Source organism: Streptomyces sp. NPDC028635 (assembly GCF_040637635.1).
GTDB lineage: Bacteria > Actinomycetota > Actinomycetes > Streptomycetales > Streptomycetaceae > Streptomyces.
The window spans coordinates 198,853-218,063 of sequence record NZ_JBEZWX010000006.1 but is presented as its reverse complement, the minus strand read 5'-3'; the positions used below and the strand labels follow the sequence as shown (position 1 = coordinate 218,063).

General features: G+C 75.2%; 17 protein-coding genes. 12 read left to right on the top strand and 5 right to left on the bottom strand.

Translation table 11 applies throughout. The features are described 5' to 3' along the window. The first annotated feature begins 362 nt into the window (after positions 1-362). From AB0E88_RS09535 to AB0E88_RS09525, 3 genes are all read left to right on the top strand, one after another. Positions 363-2,177 (top strand): RICIN domain-containing protein, encoded by a 1,815-nt coding sequence (locus AB0E88_RS09535; protein WP_361626544.1) that lies wholly within the window; start codon positions 363-365, stop codon positions 2,175-2,177. A 214-nt stretch (positions 2,178-2,391) separates the two neighbouring features. Further along, positions 2,392-4,866, top strand: a complete 2,475-nt coding sequence (locus tag AB0E88_RS09530; RefSeq protein ID WP_361626541.1) for a beta-glucosidase — start codon at positions 2,392-2,394, stop codon at positions 4,864-4,866. A gap of 140 nt (positions 4,867-5,006) precedes the next feature. After that, positions 5,007-5,651: a DedA family protein gene (locus AB0E88_RS09525; protein ID WP_361626538.1), complete on the top strand. Its 645-nt coding sequence runs from the start codon at positions 5,007-5,009 to the stop codon at positions 5,649-5,651. Positions 5,652-5,711: 60 nt separating this feature from the next. Here the strand turns inward: AB0E88_RS09525 and AB0E88_RS09520 are convergent, their stop codons facing one another. Next, entirely contained in the window at positions 5,712-6,239 is a 528-nt protein-coding gene (locus AB0E88_RS09520) for a gamma carbonic anhydrase family protein (RefSeq protein WP_361626535.1), read from the bottom strand. 107 nt (positions 6,240-6,346) lie between these two features. Here AB0E88_RS09520 and AB0E88_RS09515 point away from each other — a divergent pair, with 107 nt between their 5' ends. Further along, on the top strand, positions 6,347-7,144 hold the full coding sequence (locus tag AB0E88_RS09515) for a DapH/DapD/GlmU-related protein (protein WP_361626532.1): 798 nt from the start codon (positions 6,347-6,349) through the stop codon (positions 7,142-7,144). 168 nt (positions 7,145-7,312) lie between these two features. Here AB0E88_RS09515 and AB0E88_RS09510 read toward each other — a convergent pair whose 3' ends face one another. Further along, complete coding sequence (locus AB0E88_RS09510) at positions 7,313-8,170, bottom strand: EamA family transporter (protein WP_361626529.1); 858 nt, start codon at positions 8,168-8,170, stop codon at positions 7,313-7,315. 109 nt (positions 8,171-8,279) lie between these two features. Here AB0E88_RS09510 and AB0E88_RS09505 point away from each other — a divergent pair, with 109 nt between their 5' ends. Together AB0E88_RS09505 and AB0E88_RS09500 are read left to right on the top strand one after the other, a co-directional pair. Next, entirely contained in the window at positions 8,280-8,852 is a 573-nt protein-coding gene (locus AB0E88_RS09505; protein WP_361626526.1) for an XRE family transcriptional regulator, read from the top strand. 43 nt (positions 8,853-8,895) lie between these two features. Continuing rightward, entirely contained in the window at positions 8,896-9,453 is a 558-nt protein-coding gene (locus AB0E88_RS09500) for a YbaK/EbsC family protein (RefSeq protein ID WP_361626523.1), read from the top strand. 60 nt (positions 9,454-9,513) lie between these two features. Here the strand turns inward: AB0E88_RS09500 and AB0E88_RS09495 are convergent, their stop codons facing one another. Beyond that, on the bottom strand, positions 9,514-10,644 hold the full coding sequence (locus tag AB0E88_RS09495) for a cation diffusion facilitator family transporter (protein ID WP_361626520.1): 1,131 nt from the start codon (positions 10,642-10,644) through the stop codon (positions 9,514-9,516). Between the two features lie 61 nt (positions 10,645-10,705). Here AB0E88_RS09495 and AB0E88_RS09490 point away from each other — a divergent pair, with 61 nt between their 5' ends. After that, positions 10,706-11,065: a metalloregulator ArsR/SmtB family transcription factor gene (locus AB0E88_RS09490; RefSeq protein WP_361626517.1), complete on the top strand. Its 360-nt coding sequence runs from the start codon at positions 10,706-10,708 to the stop codon at positions 11,063-11,065. A gap of 48 nt (positions 11,066-11,113) precedes the next feature. Here the strand turns inward: AB0E88_RS09490 and AB0E88_RS09485 are convergent, their stop codons facing one another. Both AB0E88_RS09485 and AB0E88_RS09480 read right to left on the bottom strand, forming a co-directional pair. Then, positions 11,114-12,322 (bottom strand): 4-hydroxybenzoate 3-monooxygenase, encoded by a 1,209-nt coding sequence (locus tag AB0E88_RS09485; RefSeq protein ID WP_361626514.1) that lies wholly within the window; start codon positions 12,320-12,322, stop codon positions 11,114-11,116. Between the two features lie 28 nt (positions 12,323-12,350). Then, the gene (locus AB0E88_RS09480; RefSeq protein ID WP_361626511.1) at positions 12,351-12,758 is read right to left on the bottom strand and encodes a CoA-binding protein; all 408 of its coding nucleotides are present in this window, start codon (positions 12,756-12,758) and stop codon (positions 12,351-12,353) included. Positions 12,759-12,873: 115 nt separating this feature from the next. On the opposite strand from AB0E88_RS09480, the gene AB0E88_RS09475 reads away from it, so the two are divergent. The 5 genes from AB0E88_RS09475 (at position 12,874) to AB0E88_RS09455 (ending at position 19,205) form a co-directional block, all read left to right on the top strand. Further along, positions 12,874-13,608: a hypothetical protein gene (locus tag AB0E88_RS09475; protein ID WP_361626508.1), complete on the top strand. Its 735-nt coding sequence runs from the start codon at positions 12,874-12,876 to the stop codon at positions 13,606-13,608. 16 nt (positions 13,609-13,624) lie between these two features. Beyond that, positions 13,625-14,170, top strand: a complete 546-nt coding sequence (locus AB0E88_RS09470; RefSeq protein WP_361626505.1) for a histidine phosphatase family protein — start codon at positions 13,625-13,627, stop codon at positions 14,168-14,170. Between the two features lie 40 nt (positions 14,171-14,210). Then, entirely contained in the window at positions 14,211-14,837 is a 627-nt protein-coding gene (locus AB0E88_RS09465; RefSeq protein ID WP_361626502.1) for a YigZ family protein, read from the top strand. Between the two features lie 107 nt (positions 14,838-14,944). After that, the gene (locus AB0E88_RS09460; protein ID WP_361626499.1) at positions 14,945-16,105 is read left to right on the top strand and encodes an exonuclease SbcCD subunit D; all 1,161 of its coding nucleotides are present in this window, start codon (positions 14,945-14,947) and stop codon (positions 16,103-16,105) included. 118 nt (positions 16,106-16,223) lie between these two features. Beyond that, a complete protein-coding gene (locus AB0E88_RS09455; protein ID WP_361626496.1) occupies positions 16,224-19,205 on the top strand; it encodes an SMC family ATPase in 2,982 nt (993 codons plus the stop codon). Positions 19,206-19,211: the final 6 nt, after the last annotated feature.

Sequence of the window (19,211 nt, the reverse complement as noted above, 5' to 3'; positions counted from 1 at the left end):
CGCGTTGGTGCGGGGCCTCGGCCTTTGTCGTGCCCGACCGGCGGCCGGCCAACGCCCGGACGGCGCCCCGCCGGTGGCCCGCCGGCCGTCGTTCGAGGCCTTTGCCGCCCATCGCAGGCGAATTCGGAAAGTGATACCGGCGGTAACCGATAACGAATCGCTGTCTTCTGAGGGGACGTCATGCGAACTGCTTGTTTCCCCTGAGTCGCCTGTGCGAAAGTGAGCCCCCCCGCGGGAACGCAGTGCCACCCTTCAGCTCGGAAGGAATTGGTTCCGTGCAGTCCCCACACCCCCCACGCCCCCCATATCCGCCCCGCCCGGGAGGGACGCCCGGAGAGTCGGACCGCGCCCTCGTCGCCCGGTTGGCCACTCCGGACGGGCACGGCCGCGCCGTCGCCCTGCTGCTCGCCCGGCACTGGTCCGCCGCCCGCGACTACGCCGCCGTCTGCCTCGCCTCGCCCGGCGAAACCGCCCAGCTCGTGGCCACCGCGGCGGTCCATCAGGTGCTCGACCGGCTCGCCGTCGGCGGGGCCGGCGGCGCCCTGCGCCCCCTCGTCCTCGTCGCCGTGCGCGACACCGTCCGCGCCTGGGCCGCGGACCACGGTATTTCCGTACTCCTGCCGGAATTGCGCAAAACCACCGGTGGTCGCGGTCTGCGTGCGACCGGAGGCGGAACCCCGGAAAAGCGACAACTCGCCGAACGCGCATTCCGCGCCCTTCCCGGCGCCGCCCAATGCCTCTTGTGGCACACCGAGGTCGAGGCCGAACCGATATCCATACCCGCCGGTCTGCTGGCCGTGTACCCCGCCACCGCCGCCGCCTCTCTGGAACAGGCCAGGGAACAATTCCGCGCCGGCTGCGTCCGCGCCCACCGCGAACTCGCCCCCACCGACGAGTGCCGCTTCCACACCCGCCTCCTCGACGTCCCGCTGCGCCGCGGCGGACAACTGCTGCCGGACGTCCGCCGGCATCTCGCGGAGTGCCGCTACTGCCGTCACGCCGCCGAACAGCTCAGCCACTTCGACGGCGCGCTCGACGTCCTGCTCGCCGAGACCGTGCTCGGCTGGGGCGCCCGGCGCTACCTCGACTCCCGGCCGGGGCGCGGCACGAGCACCGGTGCCGTGCACGCCCGTCCCGGCGGGCGGCACCGCGGGGCACCGCCGCCCGGCCGTCCCGCCGCCTCCGCGCGGCGCACCACGGCCGTGGTGGCCGGCGTCGGACTGGCCGCCCTGGCCCTGCTCGCCACGGTGCTCGCCATGCAGAGCCGCTCCGCCGACAACGCTGTCCCCGGTTCCGGACCCGGCCGCCGGTCCGTGCGTACATGGGGTCCGCCCGCCGCCGGGACCGGGGCCTCAAGCCGCACGCTCGGGCCCGTGGCCACCCCGCCGGCACCCGGTTCGCCCTCCGCCGCGCGCCCGCTCCCGGCCCCGCTCCTGAAGGGCCGGCTGCGCAGCGCCGCCACCGGCCGCTGTCTCGACGCCGACGCCGGCCGGGTGCGGCCGCAGGCTGCCGCCGAGCTCGCCGACTGCTCGCCGGCCGCCTCCCAGCGCTGGACGTACGGCGCCGACGGCCGGTTGCGCAGCACCGCCGACCCCGCCCTCTGCCTCCGCGCCGACCCGTCCGACGGCCGCGTCACCCTCACCGACTGCGCCGAAGCGACCGTGTACGACCTCACCGTCCGCGGCGAGTTGCTCCTGCGCGGACGGACCGGACTCGGCCTCGCCTCCCCGGAGGGCTTCGCGACCACGGTCACCGTCGCGCCACGGGACGCGTCGGCGCGCGGGCGATGGGTGTTCGACACCGGGACCGCGGACGGCCCGCGGCGGCCGCGGTCGGACGGCGACGGTGCCGTCCCGCCCGGCGCACCGGCCGAGCCGGCCGAGCCGGGTGAGCCGGGTGAGCCCGGCGGGACCGGCGGGACGGCCGACCGGCCGCTGCCCTTCTACGTCCCCGGCGCCCGCCCGGCCACGCCACGGTTCGCCCCGGTCGGCTGCTGCGCCGGCCCCTCACCGGGCGTGCCCTCGCCGGTCACGCTCGGCCGGCCGCCCGCCCCCGTCGCCGCGGTGGCCTCCGCCCTCTCCGGTGTGACCACCGTCGTGTCCGTCACCGCCGCCGCCCCGCGCCTCACGTCGGCGGCCGCAGCGACCGCCCCGCTCCCTCTCACACCGGCGCCCTGACCCGACCACCCCTCGCGGGGGCCACCCGTCCGGCGGCCCCCGCCCCTCCTTCCCTCCCCGCCCCGCCGTCGCCATCCGGCGTCGACCCGCCTCGCCTCGTTGACTCGGTCCATCCCGAGCCGTACGTTGCCGACGCGCACGGCATTTCTGACGGTTCGTCACCATGCGTACCGGACGCCCTCGTCGTGCCCGTGCACCGAAGGAGCGACGGCCCATGTCCGACACGGTCCCCCGGCGGTCCGCCCTGACCCTGCTGAGCGGCACGATCGCGGTCGTCGCCGCGGCCGCCGGATCCCTCTCCCTCGCCCCCCGCGCCGCCGCGCGGAACAGATCCGGCGCCCGCACCCACGGCCGCCGCGTCGACCACCTCCTGGGCGCGCTCACCCTCGACGAGAAGATCAGCCTGCTGCACGGCGCCACCGACCCCGACACCCTCGGCGAGGCCGGCTACGTCCCCGGCGTCCCCCGCCTCGGCATCCCGCCGCTGCGCCTGGCCGACGGCCCGGCCGGGGTCCGCGTCACCCGGCACGCCACCGCGCTGCCCGCCCCCGTCCTCCTGGCCTCCGCCTTCGACCCCGAGCTGGCCCGCCGCTACGGCCGGGTCATCGGCCGCGAGGGCCGCGCCCTCGGCCAGGACGTCCTGCTCTCCCCGATGGTCAACCTCATCCGCACCCCGTACGCCGGGCGCAACTTCGAGACGTTCAGCGAGGACCCGCTGCTCGCCTCCGACCTCGTCGCCGCCGAGATCGAGGGCATCCAGCGCGAGGGGCTCATCGCGACGGTCAAGCACCTCGCGCTGAACAACCAGGAGAAGGACCGCATGTCCGTCGACGTACGCGTCGACGAACGCACCCTGCACGAGGTCGAGCTGCGGGGCTTCGAAGCCGCCGTACGGGCCGGCGCCGGAGCCGTGATGGGCGCCTACAACAAGGTCGACGGGACCTGGGCCTGCGAGAACAAGACCCTGCTCACCGACATCCTGCGCGAGCGGTGGGGCTTCGACGGCTGGGTGATGACGGACTGGTACGCCGCGCACAGCACGGAGAAGGCCCTCACCGCGGGGCTCGACATGGAGATGCCGAACGGCGCGTACTTCGGTGCGGCGCTGCGGACGGCGGTCCGCGACGGCCGGGTCTCCGAGACGTACGTCGACCGCGCCGTACGCCGGGTCCTGGCCGTCATGGACCGCTTCGGGCTGCTCGACGGCAGCGCGCCGCCCCGCCCCGAGCGGGACGCCCCGGCGGGCGCCGCCGTCGCCCTGGAGGTCGCCAAGGCCGGGGCCACCCTGCTGCACAACCCGCACGGCACCCTCCCGCTCGCCGCCGGCAGCGTCGCGGTGATCGGCCCGACCGGCGCCCTGCCCTTCGTCAGCGGCGGTGGCAGCGCCCACGTCGCCCCCGACCATGCCGACAGCCCGCTGGCCGCCCTGCGGTCCCGGGCCGCCGGGGAGGTCACGTACGCCCTCGGCGAGGACGTGTTCGGCAAGCCGCTCCCGGCACACGCGCTCACCCCCGGCTTCACCACCGAGGGCACACAGGTCGACGCCGGGAAGGCCTGGACGTACGACGGGACCCTGAGCGTCGCCGAGGACGACGAGTGGACCTTCGTGCTCCACTTCTCCGGGCCCCCCACCGGCCGGCCGAAGGTGCGGCTCGACGGCGCCGAACTGTTCCCGATCGCGTCCGGCTGGGGTGAGGCCTTCGTGGGCGGGCTGCTCGGCACCGCCCCCGACGGCCTCGCCGTACGCCGCGCGACCCTCCGCCTCACCGCCGGCGCCCACCGGCTGCGCATCACCGCACAGGGCGGAACGGCCGGCCTGCGGTTCCGGCTGCGGCACAGCACCGGCGCCACCCGGGCCGCGGACGTCGCCGAGGCGGAACGGGCCGCGCGCGCCGCCCACCAGGTCGTCCTGTTCGCCTACGAGGACGCCACCGAGGGCCAGGACCGGACCACCATCGCCCTGCCCGGCCACCAGGACCGGCTGATCGAGGCCGTGACCGCGGCCAACCCGCGCACCACCGTCGTCCTGAACACCTCCGCCGCCACCGCGATGCCCTGGCTGGAGCGCACCGGCGCGGTGCTCCAGATGTACTACCCCGGCCAGGAGGGCGCGGCCGCCACCGCCGCCGTCCTCTTCGGCGACTGCGACCCCGGCGGCCGGCTCACCCAGTCCTTCCCGGTCGACGACGACCACCATCCCGTCGCCGGCGACCCCCGCCGCTACCCGGGCGCGGACGGCGTCGAGGAGTACTCCGAGGGCGTCCACGCCGGCTACCGCTGGTACGACGCCGCGGGCGTGCGCCCGCTCTTCCCCTTCGGCCACGGACTGTCGTACACGTCCTTCGTCTACGGCGATCCGGCCGCGCGCTGGACCGGCGACGGTCTCGAGGTGGTCTTCACCGTCCGCAACACCGGCCGGCGCAGCGGGATCGACGTGCCGCAGGTCTACGTCGGACCGTCCCGGGACCTGTCGCTCGACCAGCCGGTGCGGCTGCTGGGCGGCTACCGGCGGCTCACCCTGGCGCCGGGGGAGCGGCGCCGGGTCACCGTGCGCGTCGCCCCGCGCACCCTGTCGTGCTGGGACACCGCCCGCCACGACTGGGTGCTCGGCACCGGCCGCCGCACGGTGTGGATCGGCGCCTCGTCGCGTGACCTGCGGCTGCGCACCAGCGCGGTGGTCAGCGGGTGAGAGCGCCGGTGCCCGCCCGGTGCCGCGGGCGCGATCCCACGGCTCGACGCCGTCGCCCGCCGACCCGGTAGGCTTCCCGACGTGCGCCTTCGCGGCGCGCACGGGGACAGGCAGGGCAGCGGAAACGGGAGGGACCGGCAGTGCACGTCCAGGAATGGCTCGACACGGTACCGGCCGGCGCCGTCTATGCGATGGTGGCCCTCGTCATCGGCCTCGAGAGTCTGGGCATCCCGCTGCCCGGCGAGATCGTCCTCGTCTCGGCGGCGCTGCTGTCCTCGCAGAGCGGCGGCATCAACCCCGTCGTGCTCGGCGCATGCGCCAGCGCCGGAGCCGTGATCGGCGACTCCATCGGCTACGCGATCGGCCGCAAGGGCGGACGCCCGCTGCTGGCCTGGCTCGGGAAGAAATTCCCGAAGCACTTCAGCGAGGGCCACATCGCGACCGCCGAGCGGTCCTTCGAGAAGTGGGGCATGTGGGCGGTCTTCTTCGGCCGCTTCGTGGCCCTGCTGCGCATCTTCGCCGGGCCGCTCGCGGGTGTGCTGCACATGCCGTACTGGAAGTTCCTCACGGCGAACTTCCTCGGCGGGGTCGTCTGGGCGGGCGGCACGACCGCCGTCATCTACTACGTCGGTGTCGTCGCCGAGTCCTGGCTGAAGAAGTTCTCCTGGCTGGGCCTCGTCCTCGCGGTACTGATCGGCCTGGCCTCGATGCTGATCCTCAAGCGCAAGGCGCGGGTCGCCGCGCGGGACGCCGAGGCGGAGAAGGCCGTGGTCACGGTCGACTGACGCCGGCCCAGGGCCGCCTGTGGCTCTCGCGCGGTTCCCCGCGCCCCCGGATGTCCCGCCCTAGCCGTGCACGTCCCCGTGCGCCCTCGCCAGCTCGGCGTACATCGTTCCGTTGAGCGTCACTCCCTGCCGCTCCTCCTCGCTCAGCTCCCGCCGCACCTTCGCCGGGACGCCGGCCACCAGGGACCCCGGCGGTACGACCATCCCCTGCGGTACCAGAGCCTGCGCCGCGACCAGCGAGCCGGCGCCGATCACCGCGCCGTTCAGGACCGTCGCGCCCATGCCGATCAGGCAGTCGTCCTCGACGGTCGCGCCGTGCACGACGGCGTTGTGGCCCACCGAGACGCGCTCGCCGATCGTGACCGGGAAACCGGGATCGGCGTGCAGGGTGCAGTTGTCCTGGATGTTGCTCTGCGCGCCGACGCTGATCCGCTCGACGTCGCCCCGCAGCACCGCGCCGTACCAGACGCTCGCCCCCGCCCGCAGCGTGACGTCGCCGATCACCGAGGCCGTCGGCGCCACGAACGCCTCGTCCGCGACCTTCGGTTCCTTGCCGCCGATGCCGGTGATCAACGCCTGGTGCGTCATGGGTGCCTCCTCGATCGTCGTCCGGGAGCACCGTACGCCACCCGGTGGGGTGAAGATCACAGGGCATGGACGTGAGGGGCGCCCGGCGCGAGGTTTACGGTGAGCGGGTGCTTATGCGCAAGAACACGTTCTCGTCCTGGCGGCGCCGCGTCGCGCAGCGCGCCGTCCACGCCGGCTGGGCCTGGGTCCAGCGCACCGGCTCGGTGACGGCGGAGCACCCCGGGCGCTTCCGCTTCGGCGCGATGGGAACAGGTACCAGGCTGGCCTTCCCCCTGGGTACGGTCTTCGGTGAGCCGTGGATCCATCTGGGCTCCCACTGCATCATCGGTGAGCAGGTCACCCTCACCGCCGGTCTGATGCCCGACCTCGACCTCGGCCCCGAACCGATCCTGCGCCTCGGTGACGGCGTGGTGCTGGGCCGCGGCAGCCACGTCATCGCCGACACCACCGTCACGATCGGCAGCGACTGCTACTTCGGGCCGTATGTGTACGTGACGTCCACGAACCACTCCTACGACGACCCGCACGAGCCCATCGGACGGCAGTGGCCGCGGATGGAGCCGGTGCAGATCGGACCGGGCTGCTGGATCGGCACCGGCGCGGTGATCCTCCCGGGCGCACGGATCGGCCGCAACGTCGTGGTCGCGGCGGGCGCCGTGGTCCGCGGCACGGTCCCCGACCACGCGGTGGTGGCGGGCGCGCCCGCCCGGGTCGTACGCCGCTGGACGCCCGAGGACGGCTGGCAGCCGCCGCTGCGCACTCCGGCCCCGGTGCCCATACCGGAGGGGGTCACGCCGGAGCAGCTACGCGCACTGTCCGGCATGGACGAGGAGACGGCGGCGCGCCTCGCCGAACTGGACGAGGAAGAGGCGGCGGGCCTGGCGCGTCTGGAGACGGACGCCTGAGCGCGGGCGCCCTGCGGATGCCTGAGCCGCGGGCGGCCCGCTGATCGCGGACGGCCCGCGGGCGGCCTGCTGGTGCCCGCGCCGGAGCAGGCGCCCTGCGGGTTGCGGATGCCCGCGCCGGTGCGCGCGGCCTGCCGGTGACGGGTGTCCGACGTCGTGGCGACGGGTTCAGCCCGTCGCCAGCAGCAGCGTGCCCAGCAGTGCGAGTCCCGCTCCCGCCGTCTGTATGCCCCGCAGGCGTTCGCGCAGGAAGCCGCGGGCGGCGAGCGCGGTCACCACCGGGTAGAGCGAGGCGAGCACCGCGGCCACGGTGACCGGGCCGTGCTGGGCGGCGACCGAGTAGGTTCCGTTGGCGGAGACGTCCGCCAGTCCGACGAAGGCCAGCGCAGGCAGCGCACCCCACGGAAAGCGGCCCTCGGGCAGCGCGGGCGCGCCCCGCTTGACCGAGACGTACAGCGCGGCGCCGCCCGCGGCGACGTTGGTCAGCCGCTGGACGAACAGCGCGAGGAACAGACCGGTGACGGTGGTCGACGCCTCCGCGATCAGCGCGAACACCGCGCCGAAGCCGAGCGCCGCGACCAGCGTCAGCACGATGGTCTGCCGCTGCACCGGTGCCCCCTTGCGCTGGGGTCCGCCCGCCAGGACGACACCGGCGACGGCGACGGCGGCACCCGCCGCCTGCATCCAACCGGGCCGCTCGCCGAGTGCCAGCCCGACGCCGATCGGCACGGCAACGCTCAGCGACGCGAGCGGGGAGACGACGCCCATCGGGCCGCGGGCGAGCGCCTGGTAGAAGCAGATCATGGCCACCGGACCCACCAGCCCGGCCGCGAAGGCGAACCAGAGCCGCGGTCCGGCCTCGCTCCAGCCGCCCGTGGCGACCACGATCGCACCGAGAACGGCTGCCGCGACGGTCTGCGAGACCACCACCACGGTCAGGGCGGGTGCGCGTCGCGTCAGCACGCCGCCGCCGAAGTCGGCCAGGCCCCACAGGAGGCTGGTGGCCAGGGCGAAGAATGCTGTCACGGGACGCCTCGCAGTACAGTTCGGTGAACGATCGGGTGCAACCCACCGTAGTTCAGCGCAGTGAACTCTGTCATTCAGAATATTTGACTTCTCGGATATTGGACGGAATGTGTCGGACCTCGACCTGCTGACCCAGTCCCTGGCGCGCAACGTCAAGCGCTGGCGCACCGAGCGCGGATTCACCCTCGACGCGCTCGCCGCACGGGCCGGCGTCAGCCGCGGCATGCTCATCCAGATCGAGCAGGCCCGCACCAACCCGAGCATCGGCACGGTCGTCAAGATCGGCGACGCGCTGGGCATCAGCATCACCACCCTGCTCGACTACGAGCAGGGCCCGACGGTGCGGATCGTCCCCGAGGAGCAGGCCGTACGGCTGTGGCACACCGAGGCGGGCAGCTACAACCGCCTCCTCGCCGGTGCCGAGGCCCCCGGCCCGCTGGAGATGTGGGACTGGCGGCTGATGCCGGGCGAGTCCAGCCCGTCCGACCCGCACCCGGCCGGCACGGTCGAGCTGGTACACGTCACCGCGGGTGAACTGACCCTCACCGTGGACGGTGTCGCCCACCGCGTTCCGGCCGGAGCCAGCGCCTCCTTCGAGGCCGACACCCCGCACACCTACGGCAACGACGGCGACGAGCCGATGGAGATGATCATGGCCGTCTCGGTGCCGCCCGTGCGCTGAGACGCCCCCGCGCCGCGGCCGCCCCACTTGCTAGCGTGCGGTCATGCAGGCACCCATCGGACACTTCGACCAGGCCACCCCCGCCCCCGACTGCCTCGACGAGCTGGTCCGCCCCGTCGCCGACGCCGTACGGAACTGGCGCGGCAGCGTCCCCGCCGAGCAGATCGTCCACGTCGACACCGACCCGCAGTGGGCCGACACCGCCGTCTTCGTCGAGCACTACGGCCGTGAGCTGCTGGAGCAGAGCGCGAACTGCGTCGTCGTGGCCGGCAAGCGCGGCGGCGAGACCACGCTCGCCGCGTGTCTCGTCCTGTCCACCACCCGCGTCGACGTCAACGGCGTCGTCCGCCGCCACCTCGGCGTGCGCAAGGCGTCCTTCGCGTCCATGGACACGGCGACCGGGGAGACCGGCATGGAGTACGGGGGCATCACGCCCGTCGGACTTCCCGCCGACTGGCCGCTGCTGGTGGACGCGGCCGTCGTCGACCTGCCGTACGTGCTGGTCGGCAGCGGGCGGCGGCGCGGCAAGCTGCTGGTACCGGGCAAGGCGTTCGCCGAACTGCCCGGCGCGGTGGTGCTGGAGGGGCTGGGCGTCGCCTGAGCCGCCGCTGCCCCGGTGTCAGGCGGCCCGGACGTCGCCTGAGCCGCCACCGCCCCGGTGTCAGGCGGCCCGGGCGTGGTGGGCCAGCGCCAGGTGCGGGTCCGCCTCGCCCGGCACCGGCGCGGGATCCGCGTGCACCAGGGCCGCCGTCAGCCGCGGCACCGCGTGCAGCAGCGCGTGTTCGGCGTCCACGGCGATCGCGTGCGCCCGGCGCACCGACACCTCGCCGTCCACCACGACCGCCACCTCGGCCCGCAGCCGGTGCCCGATCCAGCGCAGCCGCAACTCGCCCACCTCACGTACGCCGGACACCGTGCGGAGCGCCGCCTCCGCCCGGTCCACCAGGGCCGGGTCGACGGCGTCCAGCATCCGCCGGAACACCTCGCGGCCCGCGTCCCGCAGCACCAGTGCGATCGCGGCCGTGATCGCCAGTCCCACGAGCGGGTCGGCCAGGTCCCAGCCCAGCGCCGAGCCCCCGGCACCCGCCAGTACGGCCAGCGACGTGAACCCGTCCGTGCGGGCGTGCAGCCCGTCGGCGACCAGCGCGGCCGAGCCGATCTCCCGTCCCACCCGGATCCGGTACCGGGCCACCCATTCGTTACCGGCGAACCCGACCAGGGCGGCCACCGCCACCGCACCGACATGGGACACGGGCCGCGGATCGAGCAGTCTGCCGAGCGCCGCCCACCCGGCGAACGCCGCCGACGCCGCGATGGTCAGCACGATCACCAGTCCGGCCAGATCCTCGGCGCGCCCGAAGCCGTAGGTGAAGCGCCGGGTGGCGGCGCGGCGGCCCAGCACGAACGCGATCCCGAGCGGTACGGCCGTCAGCGCGTCCGCCGCGTTGTGCACCGTGTCGCCGAGCAGCGCCACCGACCCGGACACCGCCACCACCAGCGCCTGCGCGAGCGCCGTCACCCCGAGCACGGCCAGCGAGACCCACAGCGCGCGCATCCCGCGGGCGGAGGACTCCAGGGCGGCGTCCACCTTGTCGGCGCTCTCGTGGGAGTGGGGGGTGAGGAGATGGGCGAGGCGGTGGCGGAGGCCGGGGCCCGGGTGCCGGTGAGGTGCGTGCCCCGCCTGCGGGTGGCCCGCGTGCCCCTCGTGGCTGTCGCCGTGGCCGTGGCCGTGGTGGTGGGGGTGCTCGCCGTGCCGCTCGGGCCGGTGCTCGTGGTGGTGCCGGTCGCTCACGCCTGTCCCCTTCCGGTGTGCGGAGGTGGACGTACCCCGTCCACGGCGCCATTATGTGCGTATGAGCGCACGCATGCACCTCTCATCTGCGAACGATGCGCACCCGCGCACCCCCGGCGAGGAACAGTTCGCGCTCGCGGCCGAGTTGCTCGCGCTGCTCGGGGACCGCACCCGGCTGGCGCTGCTGCACGCCCTGGCGACCGAGGAGGCCGACGTCACCACGCTCACCGAGGCGTGCGGGGCCGCCCGCCCGGCGGTCAGCCAGCATCTGGCCCGGCTGCGCCTGGCCGGACTGGTGACCACCCGCAAGGAGGGACGCCGGGTGATCTACGCCCTGCGCGACGGCCATCTGCGGCGCCTGGTCGACGAGGCGCTCAGCGTCGCCGACCACCGGCTCACCGACCGGCCCCCGCACGACTGAGCCACAGAAGTCGGCAGCGCTCCGCGGGGTGAGCGGCGCTGGGCCGCTTCAGTAGTGCTCCGCGCCGCCCAGGTACTGCTCCGCGAACGCGGCGGCCGCCACCGGCGAGCGGAACAGACGCCGCAGCCGGGCCAGCGAGGTGCCCGCGCGGAACGCGTCGCCCGCCGCCGCTCCGTGGTACACCTCGGACAGCCACTGCGAGAACTCCTGGTAGTCCCACACCCGGCGCAGACACGCCTCGGAGTAGCCCGCGAGCCCGCTGTCGTCGCCCCTCATCAGCCGCGCGACCAGCGCGTCGCCGAGCAGGAACGCGTCGTGCAGCGCGAGGTTCATGCCCTTGGCGGCGATCGGCGCGACGAGATGGGCGGCGTCCCCGGCCAGGAACAGCCGGCCGGACGCCATCGGCTCCACCACATAGTCGTGCATGTCCAGCACGCGCTTCTCGATCAGCGGCCCCTCGACCGGCTCCGGCGCCCCCTCGGCCGCCAGCCGCAGCCGCAACGCGTCCCACACGCGCGCGTCCGACCAGTTCCCCGGGTCGTCGCCCGGCGGGCACTGCAGGTAGTAGCGGGTCATCCGCGGGCTGCGCGGCATCTGCCCGGCGAATCCCTCAGGGTGGACGCCGAACAGCACGCAGTCCGTGGACGGCGGCGCCTCGGCGAGCAGTGCCAGCCAGCCGATGCCGTAGTCGTGCCGGGCCACCCGGGCCCGGCCGCCCGCCAGTGCCGCCCGCGTCACCCCGCGCGCCCCGTCGCACCCGGCGACGAAGTCGCAGCGCAGCAACCGGCGTTCACCCGTGTCGCCACAGGTGTACGACACCGACGGCCGGTCGGAGTCCACGTCGTGGACGGCGACGTCGCGCACCGCGAACCGGACATCCCCGCCGCGCTCGTCGGCGTAGGCGCGCAACAGGTCACTCACCAGCATGGGCTGCGGATACACCCAGTGATGACGCCCGGTCAGCTCACCGTAGGCGAAGCGGTGGCGGCCGCCGTCGAAGCGGAACTCGCACGCCGTGTGCCGCTGGGCACCGCCCAGCAGCCTCTCGCCGAGGCCTCGCTTGTCCAGCTCCCGGACCGCCCACTCCTCCAGGACCCCCGCTCTGGGCCGCCGTTCGACGAACTGCCGGGTCTCGGTCTCCAGCACCACGCAGCGCACGCCCGCCGCCGCGAGGAGGTTGGCGACCGTCAGGCCGGCGGGTCCGGCGCCCACGACGACGACGGGAACGTGCTGTATGTCAGGGGAGTCGGGGGTCACGCCGTCATTATGGCGGGGGCCCCGACGGTCAGCGCAGCCTGGGGATCTCGATGGCGGGGCAGCGGTCCATCACCATCTCCAGGCCCGCGTCGCTCACGCGCGCGTAGGCGGCCTCGTCGATCACCCCCAGCTGGAACCAGACCGCCCGGGCGCCCTTGGCGACGGCCTCGTCCGCGACACCCCCGGCCAGGTCGCTGTTGACGAAGACGTCGACGACGTCCACGTCGAAGGGGATGTCCGCGAGCGTGGCGTACCCCTGCTCGCCGTGCACCGTCTCCGCCTTCGGGTGCACCGGCACGATCCTCTTCCCGAACCGCTGGAGCACCTGCGCCACGCCGTACGCGGCGCGGTCGCGGTTCGCGGACAGGCCGACGACGGCCCAGGTGTCGCCCAGCTCGGTGAGGATCGTGCGGATGGTTGCCTCGTCGCCGTGCACCGGCGGCCTCCCTCGGTCTCGGAAAGGGAAAGGAAACGGTTCTGCGAACGACAACCGACGAGGGGCGGCCGGGATTCCACCTGCGCGCGGACGGCGACGGGCCTAGGCTCGCTGCGTGCTGCGCATCACCGACGCCCGAACCGGCAGGACCCTCGAGGCCGCGCCCGTGCGCCGCGGGCTGACCCGCATCGAGGCGCACGCGCCCGCGCACGACTCCGCGTCCCTGCGGGTCCTGCTCGTCACCGACCTGCTCGTGCGCGCCCTCGAACTGGGCGGCACGCCCGTGTGGGCGCTGCTGGCCGGCCGCGGCGGGCAGGCGGAGCTGCGTGCGAGCGCGTCGGCCCTGGGGATCAGACCGCTGGAGGACAGCCACGACGTGGGGGCCGGCCTGGGCGAGGCCCAGGTCATCCATGTCGTGGCGGAGGGCGGTGACGCACCCGACGGCGTCCGGCTCGCCGTCGGACCCGTGACGCCGGCGGCCCTGCCCGCCGACTGCCTGCGGAGCGACGGCGACCCCGCGGCTGTACGCCTCGCGCTGCTGTCCGAGCCACGCACCGCGCCGGCCCGGCTGGACCCGGACACCCTGGCCGCCGCCCGCGGCACCCTCACCCGCTGGCGCCGCGCCGTCGCCGACTGGGCGCGCCACCCCTCGCGGCCCGTCCCCGAGGACGTGCGCGGCGACCTGCGCACCGCGTGGGAGGACGACCTGGACATGCCCGCCGTGCTGGACGTGCTGCGCCGGGTGGAGGCGGCCGGGCCCGAGCTTCCGGAGGGCGCCCGCTTCGAGACGTACGTCTACGCCGACCGGCTGCTCGGCCTCGACCTCGCCCGCGATCTGGGGGCGGTGTGAGCGCGCGGCGGCCGGGGTGACCGCCGCGCGCTCCGGTGCCGGGCCGCTGCGCCGGCTGGTCGTCCTGCGGCACGCGAAGTCGGCGTGGCCGGAAGGCGTCCCCGACCACGCCCGCCCGCTCGGCAAGCGCGGCCGGCGCGACGCCCCCGCCGCCGGCCGGGCGCTCGCCGAGGCGGACCTGCTGCCGGACCTCGCCGTGTGCTCCACCGCGCTGCGCGCCCGGCAGACCTGGGAGCTCGCGGCCACCCAGTGGGGCACCCCACCGCCGGTGCGCCACGACGAACGCCTCTACGCGGCCGACGCGGCCGACCTGCTCGCGGTCGCCCGCGAGACCCCGCCCGACGTTGAGACCCTGCTGCTCGTCGGGCACAACCCGGGCCTCGAGGACCTCGTCCTGGCGCTGGCCGCGGACTGTGTCGACGACACCCTGGAGCGGGTCCGGGTGAAGTTCCCCACCTCGGCGATCGCCGTCCTGACCTGGCACGGCCCCCACTGGTCCCGCCTCGCCCCGGGCATCGCCCTGCTCACCTCGGTGACCGTGCCCCGGGGCGCGGGGAAGTAGCGCGGCCGAGCGCGTCCCGCCGTGCGCATAGGCTGGCCGGATGCAGGACGAGTACCGCACGATCGGCCGCGCCGGGGTGCACGAGACCGAGGTCAACCGCTCCCGCTTTCTGTGTGCGCTGGCCCCGGCGGCCACCGAGCAGGAGGCACAGGCCTTCATCGCCGCGGTCCGCAAGGAGCACGCCGACGCCACCCACAACTGCTGGGCGTACGTCATCGGAGCCGACGCCTCCACCCAGAAGGCGAGCGACGACGGGGAGCCCGGCGGGACCGCGGGCGTGCCGATGCTCCAGATGCTGCTGCGCCGCGACATGCGCTATGTCGTCGCCGTCGTCACCCGGTACTACGGCGGCGTCAAGCTGGGCGCCGGCGGACTGATCCGCGCCTACGGCGGCGCGGTCGGCGAGGCCCTGGACACGCTGGGGACGATCACCCGCCGGCGGTTCCGCCTGGCCACCGTGACCGTCGACCACCAGCGGGCCGGCAAGGTGCAGAACGACCTGCGGGCCACCGGCCGCGAGGTGCGGGACGTGCGCTACGGCGAGGAGGTCACGATCGAGATCGCTCTGCCGGACGCGGACGTGGACGCCTTCCGCGCCTGGCTGGCGGACGTGACGGCGGGCACAGCCGGGTTCGAACTGGGCGGGGAGGCGTACGGGGACGCCTGACAATTCGGGCAAAAAGGATGTAACTGGCCTGCTGGGGAACGGTCATGGCGGGCCGTTACGGGAGTAACCGCCCGTGATGTCAGACCCGGCCGTTAGTCTCGGGGATCATGAGGCTGCTGCACACTTCCGACTGGCATCTCGGCCGGGCGTTCCACCGGGTGAACATGCTCGACGCCCAGGCCGCCTTCGTCGGTCACCTGGTCGCCACCGTGCGCGAGCGCGGCGTCGACGCGGTGGTCGTGTCGGGAGACGTGTACGACCGCGCGGTGCCGCCCCTCGCCGCGGTCGAGCTGTTCGACGACGCCCTGCACCGGCTCGCCGGTCTCGGCGTGCCCACGGTGATGATCTCCGGCAACCACGACTCCGGCCGCCGCCTCGGCGTGGGCGCCGGACTCATCGACCGCGCCGGCATACACCTGCGCACCGACCCGGCGGGCTGCGCCGTCCCGGTGGTGCTGCGCGACGCGTTCGGCGACGTCGCCCTCTACGGGCTGCCGTACCTCGAACCGGCCCTGGTCAAGGACGAGTTCGGGGTCGAGAAGGCGGGTCACGAGGCGGTGCTCGCCGCCGCGATGGACCGCGTCCGCGCCGACCTCGCCGGCCGCGCGCCCGGCACCCGCTCCGTCGTCCTCGCGCACGCCTTCGTCACCGGCGGCCAGGCCAGCGACAGCGAGCGGGACATCACCGTCGGCGGGGTCGCCGCGGTGCCCGCAGCCGTCTTCGACGGGGTGGACTACACGGCCCTCGGCCATCTGCACGGCTGCCAGACCATCACCGAGCGGGTGCGCTACTCCGGCTCACCGCTCGCGTACTCCTTCTCCGAGGCCGACCATCGCAAGAGCATGTGGCTGATCGACCTCGGCGAGGGTGGCGCGCTCACCGCCGAGCGGATCGACTGCCCGGTGCCGCGCCCGCTCGCCCGGCTGCGCGGCACCCTGGAGGAACTGCTCGCCGACCCCGGCCTCGAGCGGCACGAGGAGGCGTGGGTCGAGGCCACCCTGACCGACGCGGTCCGCCCCGCCGACCCCATGGCCCGGCTCACCGAGCGCTTCCCGCACACCCTCAGCCTGGTCTTCGCACCCGAGCGGGTGCCCGAGGACCAGGTGACCTATGCCCGCCGGCTCGCCGGACGCAGCGACCAGCAGATCGCGGAGGACTTCGTCGCCCATGTGCGCGGCGCGGGGCCGGACGCCGACGAACAGGCCGTCCTGCACGAAGCGTTCGACACCGCGCGCGCCGACGCGACGGTGCGCGAGGCCGCACGATGAGCGAGCGTGCGGTGACGGCCGGAACCCATGCCGCGACGGGCGGCCGGCGCGCGGAGACGGGTGGCCGGCCCGTGGTGACGGCGGGCTTGTGTGAGGCGATGGCGGGGGAGGGGGCCCGGTGAGACTGCACCGGCTGGACATCACGGCCTTCGGGCCGTTCGGCGGCAAACAGAGCGTCGACTTCGACGCCCTCTCCGCGGCCGGTCTCTTCCTGCTGCACGGCCCGACGGGCGCCGGCAAGACGTCGGTGCTCGACGCCGTCTGCTACGCCCTGTACGGCTCCGTGCCGGGGGCCCGCCAGGGCATGGCCCTGCGCAGCGACCACGCCGACCCGCGCACCCGCACCGAGGTCACCCTCGACCTGACGGTCGCGGGCCGGCGGCTGGAGATCACCCGGCAGCCGCCGTGGGAGCGCCCGAAGCTGCGCGGCAAGGGCAGCACGGTCGACAAGGCGCAGACCTGGCTGCGCGAGTACGACTCCGTGGCCGGCGCCTGGAAGGACCTCAGCCGCTCCCACCAGGAGATCGGCGAGGAGATCACCCAGCTGCTCGGCATGAGCCGCGAGCAGTTCTGCCAGGTCGTCCTGCTGCCCCAGGGCGACTTCGCCCGCTTCCTGCGCGCCGACGCCGAGGCCCGCGGCCGCCTGCTCGGCCGGCTCTTCGACACCCAGCGCTTCGCCGACGTCGAGAAACGGCTCGCCGAGCGCCGCCGTACCACCGAGGCGCGCGTGCGCGACGGTGACGCGGCGCTGCTCGCCGACGCCCACCGCATGCAGCAGGCCGCCGGCGACGCCATGGAGCTGCCCGAGCTGACGCCGGGCGAGCCGGGCCTGGCCGACGCCGTGTTGAGCGCCGCCGCCGTCGCCCGCTCCACCGCCCGCGAGCAGCTCGCCGTGGCCCGCTGCCGCCTGGCGGCCGCCGAGTCCGCGCAGGCCGCCGCCGGCCGCGCACTGGAGGACACGCGCGAACTCGCCCGGCTCCAGGCCCGGTTCACCCAGGCCCGCGAGCGGGCCCGGCTGCTGGAGGAGCGGGCCGGGGCCTACCACGCGGCACAGGCGCGCATGCAGCGCTCCCGCAAGGCGGAGGCAGTGGCCCCGGCGCTGCAGCTGCGGGACGACGCCGAGGCCGAGCACGACCGCTGCGCCCGCCAGGAGACACACGCGCGTGCCCTGCTGCCCGAGACGTACGCGGACGCCGGGGCGGCCGGGCTCGCCGCCGCGGCGCGCCGGGCCGCCGAGGAACTGGGCGGGCTGGAGTCCGCCCGCCGCGCCGAACAGCGCCTGGCCGCACTCCTCGCCGAACGCGCCGGGCTGGACCGCCAGGAGCGCGCCGACGACGACGTCCTCGCCGACGCCGAGCAGTGGCTCGCCGGGTGGCAGCAGACCCGGGCCGGCCTGCAGAGCCGTATCGACGCCGCCCAGGAGGCCGCGACCCGGGCCGAGCAGCTCGCCGAGCGGCGCGAGCCCGCCCGGCGCAGGCTGCGCGCCGCCCGCGAACGCGACCGGCTCACCGAGGAGACGGCGACGGCGGCCGACCTGGCCCGCCGGGCCGGGCAGGCCGTGCTCGCGGCCAAGGAGCACTGGCTCGACGTCAAGGAACAGCGGCTCGAGGGCATCGCCGCCGAACTCGCCGCCCGCCTCACCGACGGCGAGCCCTGCGCCGTGTGCGGCGCCACCGAGCACCCCGCGCCCGCCCGCAAGGACGCCGGGCACGTCGACCGGGAGGCCGAGGAGGCGGCGCTGGCCGCCTACCAGCAGGCACAGCAGCGGCAGGGCGACGCCGAACGGCACCTGGCCGCCGTACGCGAGGCGCTGGCCGCCGCCACCGCCGAGGCGGGCGACGACCCGGCCGACCGGCTCGCCCGGGAGGCCGACGAGGTGGAGCGCCTCTTCGCCACGGCCCGGCGGGACGCCTCCGCGCTGCACGCCGCCCAGGAGGAACTGCGCGCGGCGGAGCAGGAACGCGAGCGCCGCAGCGCCGACCGGCAGGAGGCAGCCGTGCGCGCCGCCGCCCGTGTCGGCCACCGCGAGCGCCTGGAGCGGGAACGGGCGCTGCTGGAGGAGGAGCTGGCGCAGGCCCGGGGCGCCGCGGGCAGCGTCGCCGCGCGCGCCGCGCAGCTGGAGCGCCGGGCCGCCCTGCTCACCGACGCCGCCGAGGCCGTACGCGCCGCCGAGGACGCCGCCCAGCGGCTCAAGGACGCCGACGCGCGACTCGCGGACGCGGCGTTCCGCGCCGGGTTCGACACCCCGCAGGCCGCCGCCGAGGCGCTGCTCACCGACCTCGAGCACCGCGAGCTGCAACGGCGCCTGGACGCCTGGCAGGCCGAGGAAGCCGCCGTCCGCGCGGTGCTCGCCGAGACCGACGCCGCGGCCGCCGACCGTCGGCCGCCCGCCGACCTCGCCACCGCCGAGCGAGCCGCCGCCGCGGCCGCCGAACGGCTGCGCGCCGCCGCCTCCGCGTGCGACGCCGCCGCCCGCCGCTGCACCGAACTGGACCGCCTCTCCGCGCGCGCCGCGCAGGGCGTGCGCCGGCTCGCCCCGCTGCGCGAGGAGTACGACCGGGTCGCCCGGCTGGCCGCCCTCGCGGCCGGCACCTCCGCCGACAACGAACGCCGGATGCGCCTGGAGTCCTATGTGCTCGCCGCCCGGCTGGAACAGGTCGCCGCCGCGGCGACCGCACGGCTGCGGCGCATGTCGTCCGGCCGCTACACCCTCGTCCACTCCGACGACCGCACCGGGCGCGGCCGCAGCGGTCTCGGCCTGCACGTGGTCGACGCCTGGACCGGCCGCGAACGCGACACCGCGACCCTGTCCGGCGGCGAGACCTTCTTCGCCTCCCTCGCGCTCGCGCTCGGCCTCGCGGACGTCGTCACCGACGAGGCGGGAGGAGTGCGGCTGGACACCCTCTTCATCGACGAGGGCTTCGGCAGCCTCGACGACCAGACCCTGGACGAGGTCCTGGACGTGCTCGACTCGCTGCGCGAGCGGGACCGCAGCGTCGGCATCGTCAGCCATGTCCCCGATCTGCGCCGCCGCATCCACGCCCAGCTCGAGGTGGTCAAGGGCAGATCCGGCTCGGTGCTGCGGCGGCGCGGTCACTGACCGGGC